Raw genomic sequence first — 12506 nt, 5'->3', positions numbered from 1 at the left:
ACGACCCCGTAGCCCCGGTAAGCGCAGCGCCAGCGGGGATTTTCCCGGCTGGCGGCGCCAGCGCCTTATGCGGGCTACCTGACCGCACGACCCCGTAGCCCCGGTAAGCGCAGCGCCACCGGGGATTTTCCCGGTTGGCTGGCTATCACGCCATCCGGTGTTCGCCCTGTATCAGCGCTTCACGGTCGAAGAAGTGCTGAATTACCCCCTCGGCCATAAACGCCGCCCGATCCGACATATGCGCAATCACATCGGCATCATGACTGACCAGCAGATAGGTCATACCGTGCTCCTGTTTCAATCGGTTCAACAGATTGAGAATTTCCGCCTGCACCGACATATCCAGCGCCGAGGTGGGCTCATCTAACAGCAGGATCTGCGGGCGCAGCAGCAGCGCGCGCGCGATTGCCACCCGCTGACGCTGGCCGCCGGAAAGCTGATGCGGATAACGACGCGCGGCGTCGGCGGGGAGCCCCACCTGTTCCAGCGCGGTGTCGACCCGCTGCCGGATGGCGTCGAGGCCGTGGATTTTCAGCGGTTCGGCCAGGGTACGCCACAGCGTATGGTTGGGGTGCAGAGAGGCATAGGGATCCTGAAACACCATCTGCACGTTGCGGCGCAGCTCGCCCTGAAAACGAACTCCGGGAGCTATCGCTGTGCCAAACAGCTGAACGCCGCCGCGCCACTCGCGCTGTAGCCCGGCGAGAACCCGCAAAATCGTCGATTTTCCGCAGCCGGAGGCGCCGATCAGACTGAAAGTTTCCCCGGCCTCAACGCTGAAGCTGGCGGCGGAAACCGCCGTTTTTTCCGCAAAAATGACCTGTAATGCATCGAGATTAACGACTGCCATGCGCCGCCTCCGTAAAGTCCTGGGTTCTGTCGAGAGTGGGCAGCATCTGGCCGTAGGTGCTCGCATCGGGACGACAGGTCCACAGCGTACGGGTGTAGGGATGCGTGGCCTGAGGCAGCTCGCGGGCGGGCATCTCATCGACCTGCGCGCCCTGATACATCACCAGCACCCGGTGGCAATGCTCCGCCACCAGCGGCAGATCGTGGCTAATCAGCAGCATCGCCATTTGCCGCTGCTCGCACTGTTCCACCAGCAGTTCGAGGATCTGATTGCGCAGGCGGGAATCGAGCGCCGAGGTCGGCTCGTCGGCAATCAGCACCTTCGGGTTGTTCAACAGCGCAATGGCGATCATCACCCGTTGCCCCATCCCGCCGGAGAGTTCGCCGGGGTAGCGGCTGAGTACGGGTAAATCGAGACCGACGGCAGCAACGGCGGCTTTCACCGCCTCCAGTCGCGCGCGGCGGCTCAGGCGCTGATGCAGCGTTAATGCCTCTTCCAGCTGTGCCTGAATGTTCTGTACCGGATTCAGCGCATAGCGCGGATCCTGCAACACCATGGCGATATCGTTGCCGCGCAGCGCGCGCCAGCGGCGTTCGTTGAGGGTCAGAAGATCGTGGCCCAGCACGTTCAGCGTTTCTGCGCTGACCACGCCCGGACGACGCACCAGCCCCATCAGCGCGCGGGCGGTCATCGATTTGCCGGAACCGGATTCGCCCACCAGCGCCAGCCGCTCGTTGCCGAGCGTAAAGTTGACGTTATTCACCACCCGGGCAGAGGGGTAGTCGATGCACAGCCCTTGAACGGCGAGTCGGGTATCAGTCATGTTGCGGCTCCAGAACATCGCGCAGGCCGTCGCCCAGCAGGTTAAAGGCAAGGCTGGCTATCAGGATCACCGCTCCGGGCGCGGCGGCAATCCACCACTGATCGAAAATGACCTGCATTCCGTCGGCGATCATCGCGCCCCATTCCGCCATCGGCGGACGTGCGCCGAGGCCAAGGAAGCCCAGTCCGGCGGCGGCGAGAATAATGCCGGCCAAATCCAGCGCCAGGCGCACGATGGCGGAAGGCAGGCACAGCGGCAAAATATGGCCAATCAGCAGCCGCCAGCCGCGAATGCCCATCATCTCCGCCGCGGCCAGATAATCGCTATGACGCAGACGCTGAATTTCGCTCCGCGCCTGGCGAGCGTAGGCGGGCCAGGTGGTGAGCGCCAGCGCCAGAGCACCGTTGACCAGCCCAGGCCCCAGCATGGCGACAAAGGCAAAGGCGAGGATCAGGCGCGGCATTGACATCACCACGTCGGTAAACCGCATCAGAATACGCTCCAGCCAGCCGCCGTAATAGCCGGAAAGAATCCCCACCAGCAGGCCGGCGGGGAGCGTAATCAGAGTGACTAACGCCACCAGCCCCAGCGCCGGGCGCGCGCCGTAAATCAGGCGGGAGAGCAGGTCACGGCCATAGCTGTCGGTGCCGAGCCAGTGCCGGGCATCGGGGCTTTGCAGGCGAGCCGCCGCATCCTGCCAGTTGGGATCGAGCGGCGCCAGCCACGGCGCGAACAGCGCCACCAGCAGGAGCAGCGCGATAACGATCAGCCCGCAAAAGGCGGCGGGGGAGCGACGCAGACGACGCAAAAACAGATAAGCCGGCATCAGCGCACCCTCGGGTCGGTCAACCGCACCAGCAGGTCGGTGAGGTTATTAATGAAAACAAAGCTGGCGCCAATCAGCAGCGTACCGCCCATGATCGCCGTGGTATCCCCGGCAAACAGCGCGGTAGTCAGATAGCGGCCAATTCCCGGCCACGAGAAGACGGTTTCCGTCAACACCGCGCCTTCCAGCATCGAGGTCCAGGCCAGGGCGATGACCGTCAGCAGAGTGCCGCGAATGTTGGGGAGCACATGACGCAGCAGAATCGTCATTTCGCTGGCGCCTTTGGCGCGCGCCAGCAGGATGTACTCTTTGTTCATCTCGCTGAGGCAGGCGGAGCGGGTCAGGCGGGTGATGCTGGCCAGTGAATAGTATCCCAGTAGCAGCACCGGCAGCAGCAGATGGCCGATGGCGTTTTTGAAGGCCTCTTTATCGCCGGAGAGCCAGGTATCAATCAGCACGAAGCCGGTTCGCGGTTCGACGGTATATTGATAGATATCGTCCAGTCGCCCGGGGCCCGGCGTCCACTGCAATTTGGCATAGAACAGCGCCAGCATCAGCAGCCCGAGCCAGAAGATGGGAACCGAGTTGCCGATCAAGGTCAAGGTGCGTACCGCCAGATCCCACGGGGAACCGGCGTAGCGGGCGCACAGCACGCCGGCAATCACCCCGAACAGCGCCCCGACGATCAGCGCCAGGGTGGCCAGTTCGAGGGTGGCGGGAAAGGTAGCGAGCAGGTCGTGCAGCACCGGCTGGCCGGTGGAGCTGGCCGTGCCGAGGTCGCCGTGGGCAAGGTTAACCAGATAGTGCCAGAACTGCACCGGCAGCGGGCGATCGAGCCCGAGCTGGTGGCGAACCTGATCGTAGGTCGACTGGCTGGCATGATCGCCGACGATTTGTAGCACCCGATCGACAGGTGAAAACGCGGAGAGCGCGAACGTGACGAGCAAGAGCCCGAAGAGCGTGAGTAGCAGGGTAAGCAGCCCCTGAAGCACGCGCGTGGAAAGATGTGGCATGGGAAGTCTCTTCATGCCGGGGGGCGGCTTCGCCTTACCCGGCCTACAAAAAACGAGAACCCGTGCCGGGTAAGCGTAACGCCACCCGGCAACAAGGGAAATTACTTGGTGACGTTATCGTACCAGACCATATCGGCGTTGAGGCCCTGCTGATAGCCTTTGACGTTATCGCGGACCACGATCTGCGTTTTCCCCTGATCAACAAACACATACGGCGAACTGCGCTGCAGCTCTTCCTGCATTTTTTTGTACAGTTCGAGGCGTTTTGCCGGATCCGCTTCGGCGACCGCCGCCTGGGTTTCTTTATTCAGCTGCGGGATCTGCCAGCCGTTCAGACCGGCGACGGTGCTGGATTTGCCATCATTCCACGCGAAGGCGCTGGCGTTGGAGTGGGCGTCAAAATAGTCCGGGATCCACAGGCGAATAGCTGCCTGGTGCTGCCTGGCACGCACGCGGGCATACACCTGGCTGCCCGCTGCCGGCAGCAGGTCAATCTTCACGCCGCCCTGGGCAAAGCTGGCCTGCATCGACTGGGCGATAGTAATGAACGGCGGTTTGTTCTCGACATCAAGAGTGAAGTGCGCGTCCTTAATCCCCGCTTTGGCGAGAATCGCTTTGGCCTTCGCCGGGTCAAATTTGAACGGATTATTATCCAGCGCGCCCGGCAGACCAACCGGCAGGAAGCTCTGATGCACAAAATACTGGCCTTTAAGCAGATCTTTGGTGATCCCGTCGTAGTCCACCAGCCAGCGCGCGGCTTCCCACAGGGCCGGGTTTTTCAGCAGCGGGTTCGCGCTGTTGCCGGTGTTGAAGGCCAGGTAATTCTGCTCGGCGGAGGGAATGCTCAGCACGTTAACGCCGGGTTTCCCCTGCAGGGCGGCTATCTGATCGGCGCCGAGATCGCGGGCGATATCGGCATCACCCTGTTGAATCAGCAGGCGGCGAGAGGCCGGATCGGGGACGTTTTTAATAATGATGCTTTTCAGCTTCGGCGCACCGGTAGGCGAGCTGTCGTTGGCCTCCAGCACGATGGCCTGATGCGGTTGATAGACGCGCATTTTGAACGCGCCGCTGCCCGCGGAGTGCATTTTCAGCCAGCTGTTACCGAAATCGTTGTCTTTGACGTTCGGCGCCACCAGCTTTTCATCCACGATGGAGGCGATCGGCGTGGAGAGGATATTCAGCGCCACCGCCGGACTGACGTCAGCGGTCCAGTGCAGCTGCAGCGTATGATCATCGACCTTTTTCAGCTGGCTGGCGATGTTGTCCGGCTGCCAGCCGAGGACGTTGAGGATAAAAGCGGGGGACTTATTCAGCGTCACCGCGCGGGTATAGGAGAAAATAATATCTTCCGGACGCAGCGGATTGCCCGAGGCGAATTTGGCATCAGGCTTTAGCTTGATGGTCAAGGTTTTCGCCGCCGGGTCGGCCTGCCAGCTTTCAGCCAGAATCGGGGTGATTTTTTCAGGGTTGTCGCGATCTGGCTGAACCAGGCGCTGGTAGAGGCTTGGTACCGTCTGAATACTGGAAAGCTCATTGGCTTCTGCCGGGTCGAGGCTGACGATGTCGTCAAGGCCCTGGGCAACGACCAGGGTGGAGGGCGGCGTCGCGGCATGGACGGCGGCGGAGAGTGCGGTCAGCACCAGTAAAGACAGCAGTTTTTTGGTCATGTGCAATCCCTGAAAAAATGTTGTTTTGATTATTTATGCTTCGCTACGTTAGGCCGCTTCCCCGCAGTCGTAAAGTCAAAATACGGATAAGCTTATGCATAAAAAGAATAATTCATAGCGCTGGGTTATTAATGAAAAAAAGCGGCGGCGCGCTTTCTGTCCGCTGCGCTTCTTGATATAACAATTTCATTACAATTCAACGGGGTGCGGGCATGCCGGAAATCAATCAATATGGTCAGGTGGTGAATGATGTTGTCGCAGACTGGCAGGGGGCCAGGATCCTGAAACGCACGCCGTTAAGCGGACGCTTTTGTCGGCTTGAGCCGCTGGAGGTGCAGCGCCATGCCGCCGATCTGTTCGCCGCCTACGCGTTGGGAGATGAGAGCGACTGGACATGGCTGGCCAGCACCTGCCCGGCAAGCGTGGAAGCGACGACCCACTGGGTGGCCGGTAAAGTCAACGATGATGCGCTGGTGCCGTTTGCGGTTATCGATCTGCGGACCGAGCGGGCGGTTGGGTTGGTCAGCTATATGGCCATCGATCGGGCAATGGGGACCGTTGAAATCGGCCATGTTACCTGGTCGCGGAAGATGAAGAATACGCCGCTGGGTACGGAAGCGGTGTGGCTGTTGCTGAAAAACGCCTTCGAGCAGGGCTATCGCCGGCTGGAGTGGAAATGTGATTCGATGAATATCGCCTCACGGCGGGCGGCGGAGCGTCTGGGTTTTACCTGGGAAGGGTGTCTGCGGCAAAAAATGGTGCGCAAAGGACGCACCCGCGATAGCGACCAGCTGTCGATCATTGATAGCGAATGGCCGCAGCGTGATGCGGCGCTGCGCGCATGGCTGGCGGCGGAGAATTTTGATGGTGACGGGAGACAGGTGAAGCGGCTGGAGGATTTTCGCTAATTGCAGCCTGCTGACAAAGTGCGTGCATCCGGAATTATCTGCGTTGCTCCGTGATTTGCCCGGCGGCGCTTCGCTTGCGCGGGCCTACGGGACTGGTGCCGGTTTGCAGAGCGGGTTCTATGGGGCAGACTCGCTATCGTAGGCCGGGCAAGGCGTCAGCCGCCGCCCGGCAGAGATGTCAGGACACTAGCCAGAGCAGGCTTGCTATCGGACCTTATATTTGTGGTGCTCCGGGATTTGCCCGGCGGCGCTTCGCTTGCGCGGGCCTACGGGACTGATGTCGGTTTGCAGAGCGGGCCTACGGGACTGATGTCGGTTTGCAAACCGGATTCTACGGGATAGCTTCCGGTTTGCAGAGCGGGTTCTATGGGGCAGACTCGCTATCGTAGGCCGGGCAAGGCGTCAGCCGCCGCCCGGCGGCAGAGATGTCAGGACACTAGCCAGAGCAGGCTTGCTATCCAGCAGCCTGACGACGCACCGGCGCGCCGTTGGCCACATAATAGCGCGCCGTGCTGCGCGGCAGCGGCTGGCGGCCGCGAATGGCATCGGCTATTTTCTCGCCAATCATGATGGTGGTGGCGTTGAGGTTGCCGGTGATGATCTGCGGCATAATTGACGCATCCACTACCCGCAGACCTTCCAGACCGTGCACCCGGCCTTCGCCATCCACTACAGCCATCTCGTCGTCGCCCATTTTACAGGTGCCGCACGGGTGGAAAGCGGTCTCGGCGTGATTACGCACGAACTCATCCAGCTCGGCATCGCTCTGGCAGTCGAGTCCCGGGCTGATTTCGCGTCCGCGATATTTATCCAGCGCCGGCTGGTTCATGATGTCGCGAGTGATGCGTATCGCATCGCGAAACTCCTGCCAGTCCTGCTCGCTGGACATATAGTTGAACAGAATCGCCGGATGCTCGTGCGGGTCGCGTGATTTCAGGCGCACGTGGCCGCGGCTGGGCGAACGCATGGAGCCGACGTGGCACTGGAAGCCGTGCTCTTTCACCGCATTCGAACCGTTGTAGTTAATCGCCACCGGCAGGAAGTGGTACTGAATATTTGGCCAGGCGAACTCTTCCCGGCTGCGGATAAACCCGCCGGCTTCAAACTGATTGCTGGCGCCAATACCGGTGCCGCCGAACAGCCATTCGGCACCGATTTTCGGCTGATTCCACCACTGCAGCGCTGGATAGAGCGACACCGGCTCTTTGCATTCATACTGCAGATACATCTCGAGATGGTCCTGCAGGTTTTCGCCGACGCCGGGCAGGGCGTGAACCAGCGGGATATCAAACTGGCGTAGCAGATCCGGGTTGCCGACACCGGAACGTTGCAGGATCTGCGGTGAAGCGATGGCTCCCGCGCACAGCAGTACTTCTTTACTGGCCGTCGCTTTTGACGGCGCGGTGCTGTCGCCCTCCAGCCATTCGACCCCAACCGCGCGCTTACCGGCAAAAATAATATGGTCGGTCAGCGCATGGGTGCGAATCGTCAGATTTGGGCGCCCGCGGGCCTGGTCAAGATAGCCGCGGGCGGTGCTGGCCCGGCGCCCCTGGGGAGTGACGGTACGATCCATCGGCCCGAACCCTTCCTGCTGATAGCCATTCAGGTCGTCGGTGCGCGGATAGCCGGCCTGCACACCCGCTTCCACCATCGCATGGAACAGCGGATTATTATTCTGCTTCGGCGTGGCGACGCTCACCGGGCCATCGCCGCCGTGATAATCATTCGCGCCGATGTCGCGGGTTTCCGCTTTACGGTAGTAGGGCAGGCAGTCGAGATAGCTCCAGCTCTCCAGGCCTGGCGCGGTGGCCCAGTTGTCGAGGTCCATTGCATTACCGCGGATGTAGCACATGCCGTTAATCAGCGACGAGCCGCCGAGACCTTTGCCGCGGCCGCACTCCATGCGGCGGTTATTCATATACGGCTCAGGTTCGGTCTCGTAGGCCCAGTTATAGCGTCGGCCCTGTAATGGAAAAGCCAGCGCGGCGGGCATCTGGGTGCGGAAATCAAAACGATAATCCGGGCCGCCGGCTTCCAGCAGCAGGACGGTGGTGTGCGGATCTTCCGTCAGTCGTGTCGCCAGTACGTTGCCGGCAGAGCCGGCGCCAATAATGATGTAGTCAAATTGCAAACATGACCTCCTGGTTAAAATATGGAGTGAAACTGAGCCATCTCAACCTGGATGGATTTTACCTGGGTGTAGCTCTGGAGCGTCATCACGCCGTTTTCGCGGCCGATACCGGAGTGCTTATAGCCGCCGACCGGCATCTCCGCCGGGGATTCGCCCCAGCTGTTGATCCAGCAGATCCCGGCTTCAAGCTGATGAATCACGCGGTGGGCGCGATTTAAGTCCGGGGTGACCACGCCTGCCGCCAGACCGTATTCGGTGGCGTTGGCGCGGCGAATCACTTCCGCCTCGTCTTCATAGGTCAGAATCGACATCACCGGGCCAAAGATCTCTTCGCGCACGATGGTCATCTCGTCATGGCAGTCGCTAAAGACGGTCGGGGCCACCCACGCGCCGCTGGCGAAGGCGTCACCTTGCAGCACCCCGCCGCCGCACAGCAGACGCGCACCTTCCTGCTTACCGCTCTCGATATAGCGCAGGACGTTGTCGCGATGCGGGAAGCTCACCAGCGGGCCGAAGTTGGTCGTTTCATCAAACAGGTCGCCGGGACGAATTCGCGCCACGCGGGCGAGGATTTTCTCTTCGAACGCCGCTTTCGCGCGCGCCGGGATAAACACCCGGGTGCCGTTGGTGCAGACCTGGCCGGAGCTGTAGAAGTTGGCCATCATCGCGATATCGGCGGCGAGGTCGAGGTCGGCATCGTCGCAGACGATCAGCGGCGACTTGCCGCCCAGCTCCATGGTGACTTCCTTCAGCGACGAAGCGGCGGAGTTAGCCATCACTTTTTTGCCGCTGGCGACGCCGCCGGTGAACGAGACTTTGGCGATATCCGGGTGTTCAGTCAGATACCGTCCGGTTTCGGCGCCGATCCCCGGCAGGACGTTAAAGACGCCGTCCGGCAGGCCGGCTTCGCGGTAGATCTCCGCCAGTTTGACGGCGGTCAGCGGGGTCACTTCGCTTGGCTTAAAAATCATCGCGTTTCCGGCGGCCAGCGCCGGCGCTGATTTCCACAGCGCGATCTGGATCGGGTAGTTCCACGCGCCGATCCCGGCAACCACGCCGAGTGGTTCGCGGCGGGTATAGATGAATGAACTGTCGCGCAGCGGGATCTGGCTGCCTTCCAGCGCCGGGATCAGGCCGGCGTAATACTCCAGCACGTCGGCGCCGGTAACGATATCGACAGCGGCGGTTTCGCTCAGCGGTTTACCGGTATCCAGCGTCTCCAGACGCGCCAGCTCGTCGTTACGCTGGCGCAGAATATCCACCGCTTTACGCAGGATCCGCGAACGCGCCATGGCGCTCATCGCCGCCCACACCTTTTGCCCCTGTTGGGCGCTTTTTACCGCCCGGTCGACGTCTTCGCGACCCGCGGCCTGGACTGTCGCCAGCACTTCCCCGGTGGCAGGGTTGAGTGTCTCGAAGGTTTTCCCGCTGGTGGCAGGGACGTAACCACCGTGGATATAAAGCTGCTGTTCGGCCATTCGGGACATGGTTTCCTCCATTATTGAGAAGTCGGTGGCAGATACTGGCTGATGAAATGGTCGGCGAGCGTTTCGGCGCGGGCTTTGTCGAGCGGTTTACCGCTCAGCGCCGCGCGTAGCCACAGTCCGTCGATTAAGGCGGCGAGACCATAACCGGCCTCCTGCGCCTGCTGGCGCGGCAGCTCGCGCTGAAATTCATAGACGATGTTCGACAGCAGACGCCGGCTGCTGACCTGCTGCAGGCGATAGAGCATCGGTTGATGCATGCTGCTGGCCCAGAAGGCAAGCCAGGCTTTCATCGCCGCGCTGCTTATCTGGCTGTCATCGAAATTACCCGCCACGATGGCCCGCAGCCGCCGTTCGGCGCTGGCGCCCGGCAGCGCGTGCAAACGGCTCAGTACCGCCAGCCGCAGCTGGCCGGTGATATCGCGCATCGTCGCTTCCAGCAGACCGTTCTTATCCTTGAAATAGTGACTAATGATGCCGGTCGATACGCCCGCCCGTCGGGCAATTTGCGCGATGGTGGCATCGTGCATTCCCACCGCGTTTATCGCCTCGAGGGTCGCGTCAATGAGCTGCCGCTGGCGTATCGGTTGCATCCCCAGTTTGGGCATTTCGTTGGTTCCATTCATCAGATTTGTTTATCTATTAAAGCGGTTTTTGATTGGACGTTCAATATAAAATGTGTCTTAATTGTTGCGGTTTTGGATTTTAATAGTTACAAAAACAGTGGGGATACTGGATGACAGACCTTTCGCCGAGCAGAGAAAAGGACAAAATCAATCCGGTGGTTTTTTATACTTCCGCCGGACTGATTTTGTTGTTTTCCCTGATGACTATCTTCTTCAGCGATTTTTCAGCGGCCTGGATTGGCCGTACCCTGAACTGGGTTTCGACGACTTTTGGCTGGTATTATTTGCTGGCGGCCACGCTGTATATCGTGTTTGTGGTCTGCATCGCCTGCTCGCGCTTCGGTTCGGTGAAGCTCGGGCCTGAGCACTCCAAACCGGAGTTCAGCATGCTGAGCTGGGCGGCGATGCTGTTTGCCGCCGGTATCGGTATCGACCTGATGTTCTTCTCGGTCGCCGAACCGGTCACCCAGTATATGCAGCCGCCGGAAGGGGCCGGGCAGACCATGGAGGCCGCGCGCCAGTCGATGGTCTGGACCTTGTTCCACTACGGGCTGACCGGCTGGTCGATGTATGCTCTGATGGGCATGGCGCTGGGATACTTTAGCTATCGTTATAATTTGCCGCTCACCATACGTTCCGCCCTCTATCCCATCTTCGGTAAAAAAATCGATGGTCCAATTGGCCATAGCGTCGATATCGCGGCGGTGGTCGGGACAATTTTTGGGATTGCCACCACGCTGGGGATCGGGGTCGTGCAGCTTAATTATGGCCTGAACGTGCTGTTTGATATTCCGGATTCGCTGGGGGCGAAAGCGGCGCTGATTGTCCTGTCGGTGATTATCGCCACGATTTCGGTGACCTCCGGGGTCGATAAAGGGATTCGTATTCTCTCCGAGCTGAACGTGGTGCTGGCGCTGGGGCTGATTCTGTTCATCTTGTTTATGGGCGATACCGAGTTTCTGATGAACGCGCTGGTGCTGAACGTTGGCGACTACGTGAACCGCTTTATGGGCATGACCCTCAACAGCTTCGCTTTCGATCGCCCGGTCGAGTGGATGAACAACTGGACGCTGTTTTTCTGGGCCTGGTGGGTGGCCTGGTCACCGTTCGTGGGGCTGTTCCTGGCGCGTATCTCGCGCGGGCGCACCATTCGTCAGTTTGTGCTGGGGACGCTGATTATTCCGTTTACCTTCACCTTACTCTGGCTGTCGGTGTTCGGTAACAGTGCGCTGTACGAGATTATTCATGGCAATGTCGCCTTTGCCGAAGAGGCGATGGCCCATCCGGAGCGCGGCTTCTATAATCTGCTGGCGCAGTACCCGGCCTTTACCTTCAGCGCCTCGGTCGCCACCATCACCGGGTTACTGTTCTATGTGACCTCCGCTGACTCAGGGGCGCTGGTGCTGGGGAACTTCACCTCGAAACTCAAAGATATCAACAGCGATGCGCCGAACTGGCTACGGATCTTCTGGTCGGTCGCTATCGGTCTGCTGACCATCGGAATGCTGATGACCAACGGGATTTCGGCGCTGCAGAACACCACGGTGATCATGGGGCTGCCGTTTAGCTTCGTGATCTTTTTTGTGATGGCAGGGTTGTATAAATCATTGAAGGTCGAAGACTATCGCCGCGAGAGCGCCAGTCGCGATACCGCCCCGCGCCCGCTCGGCGTGCAGGATCGGTTGAGCTGGAAGAAGCGTCTGTCGCGGTTGATGAACTATCCGGGAACCCGCTATACGCGCCAGATGATGGAGACGGTGTGCTACCCGGCAATGGAGGAGGTGGCGCAGGAGCTTAAATTGCGCGGCGCCTATGTGGATCTGAAAAGTTTACCGCCGGAAGAGGGGGATAATCTGGGTCATCTCGAACTGCTGGTGCATATGGGCGATGAACAGAATTTTGTCTATCAGATCTGGCCGCAGCAGTATTCGATTCCGGGCTTCACCTACCGGGCGCGCAGCGGTAAATCAACCTACTATCGTCTGGAGACCTTCCTGCTGGAGGGCAGCCAGGGCAATGACCTGATGGACTACAGCAAGGAGCAGGTGATCACCGATATTCTCGATCAGTACGAGCGTCACCTGAACTTTATCCACCTGCACCGGGAAGCGCCGGGGAACAGCGTGATGTTTCCGGGGATGTAGGGAGCAGAAGGCTGCATGAGTAAAAGGCGCC

At 60.2% G+C, this 12506-nt stretch carries 10 protein-coding genes; 2 read left to right on the top strand and 8 right to left on the bottom strand.

Going from position 1 to position 12506, the window contains the following annotated elements; translation table 11 throughout:
* Window positions 1–145 precede the first annotated feature (145 nt).
* From GRPL_RS02685 to GRPL_RS02705, 5 genes are all read right to left on the bottom strand, one after another.
* Complete coding sequence (locus GRPL_RS02685; protein ID WP_032700606.1) at window positions 146–850, bottom strand: ABC transporter ATP-binding protein; 705 nt, start codon at window positions 848–850, stop codon at window positions 146–148.
* A complete protein-coding gene (locus tag GRPL_RS02690; protein ID WP_032696444.1) occupies window positions 837–1673 on the bottom strand; it encodes an ABC transporter ATP-binding protein in 837 nt (278 codons plus the stop codon). Before GRPL_RS02690 ends, GRPL_RS02685 begins: the two co-directional genes overlap by 14 nt.
* Window positions 1666–2499 carry an ABC transporter permease gene (locus GRPL_RS02695; protein ID WP_032688988.1) on the bottom strand — a complete coding sequence of 278 codons (834 nt, stop codon included), beginning with the start codon at window positions 2497–2499 and terminating at the stop codon, window positions 1666–1668. Before GRPL_RS02695 ends, GRPL_RS02690 begins: the two co-directional genes overlap by 8 nt.
* Entirely contained in the window at window positions 2499–3512 is a 1014-nt protein-coding gene (locus GRPL_RS02700; RefSeq protein WP_004859271.1) for an ABC transporter permease, read from the bottom strand. Before GRPL_RS02700 ends, GRPL_RS02695 begins: the two co-directional genes overlap by 1 nt.
* A gap of 101 nt (window positions 3513–3613) precedes the next feature.
* Window positions 3614–5182, bottom strand: a complete 1569-nt coding sequence (locus GRPL_RS02705; RefSeq protein ID WP_032700605.1) for an ABC transporter substrate-binding protein — start codon at window positions 5180–5182, stop codon at window positions 3614–3616.
* 212 nt (window positions 5183–5394) lie between these two features.
* On the opposite strand from GRPL_RS02705, the gene GRPL_RS02710 reads away from it, so the two are divergent.
* Entirely contained in the window at window positions 5395–6090 is a 696-nt protein-coding gene (locus GRPL_RS02710; RefSeq protein ID WP_032688986.1) for a GNAT family N-acetyltransferase, read from the top strand.
* A gap of 454 nt (window positions 6091–6544) precedes the next feature.
* Here the strand turns inward: GRPL_RS02710 and betA are convergent, their stop codons facing one another.
* The 3 genes from betA to betI are packed head-to-tail and all read right to left on the bottom strand — an operon-like array spanning window position 6545 to window position 10313.
* A complete protein-coding gene (betA, locus tag GRPL_RS02715) occupies window positions 6545–8221 on the bottom strand; it encodes a choline dehydrogenase (protein WP_032700604.1) in 1677 nt (558 codons plus the stop codon).
* Between the two features lie 14 nt (window positions 8222–8235).
* The gene (gene betB, locus GRPL_RS02720; protein ID WP_032700603.1) at window positions 8236–9708 is read right to left on the bottom strand and encodes a betaine-aldehyde dehydrogenase; all 1473 of its coding nucleotides are present in this window, start codon (window positions 9706–9708) and stop codon (window positions 8236–8238) included.
* An 11-nt stretch (window positions 9709–9719) separates the two neighbouring features.
* Window positions 9720–10313, bottom strand: a complete 594-nt coding sequence (betI, locus tag GRPL_RS02725) for a transcriptional regulator BetI (RefSeq protein WP_032688981.1) — start codon at window positions 10311–10313, stop codon at window positions 9720–9722.
* 128 nt (window positions 10314–10441) lie between these two features.
* On the opposite strand from betI, the gene GRPL_RS02730 reads away from it, so the two are divergent.
* Window positions 10442–12475 (top strand): choline transporter, encoded by a 2034-nt coding sequence (locus GRPL_RS02730; protein WP_032688979.1) that lies wholly within the window; start codon window positions 10442–10444, stop codon window positions 12473–12475.
* Window positions 12476–12506 lie beyond the last annotated feature (31 nt).

It is taken from the genome of Klebsiella planticola ATCC 33531 (genome assembly GCF_000735435.1).
Lineage (GTDB): Bacteria > Pseudomonadota > Gammaproteobacteria > Enterobacterales > Enterobacteriaceae > Klebsiella > Klebsiella planticola.
The sequence above is the reverse complement of the archived record's forward strand: the minus strand, read 5'-3'. Positions and strand labels throughout refer to the sequence as shown.

Coding starts and splice junctions, on each gene's coding strand:
- GRPL_RS02710 (WP_032688986.1), top strand. CDS start 5,395: ATGCCGGAAATCAATCAATATGGTCAGGTGGTGAATGATGTTGTCGCA.
- GRPL_RS02695 (WP_032688988.1), bottom strand. CDS start 2,499: ATGCCGGCTTATCTGTTTTTGCGTCGTCTGCGTCGCTCCCCCGCCGCC.
- betI (WP_032688981.1), bottom strand. CDS start 10,313: ATGCCCAAACTGGGGATGCAACCGATACGCCAGCGGCAGCTCATTGAC.
- GRPL_RS02685 (WP_032700606.1), bottom strand. CDS start 850: ATGGCAGTCGTTAATCTCGATGCATTACAGGTCATTTTTGCGGAAAAA.
- GRPL_RS02705 (WP_032700605.1), bottom strand. CDS start 5,182: ATGACCAAAAAACTGCTGTCTTTACTGGTGCTGACCGCACTCTCCGCC.
- GRPL_RS02730 (WP_032688979.1), top strand. CDS start 10,442: ATGACAGACCTTTCGCCGAGCAGAGAAAAGGACAAAATCAATCCGGTG.
- GRPL_RS02690 (WP_032696444.1), bottom strand. CDS start 1,673: ATGACTGATACCCGACTCGCCGTTCAAGGGCTGTGCATCGACTACCCC.
- betB (WP_032700603.1), bottom strand. CDS start 9,708: ATGTCCCGAATGGCCGAACAGCAGCTTTATATCCACGGTGGTTACGTC.
- GRPL_RS02700 (WP_004859271.1), bottom strand. CDS start 3,512: ATGCCACATCTTTCCACGCGCGTGCTTCAGGGGCTGCTTACCCTGCTA.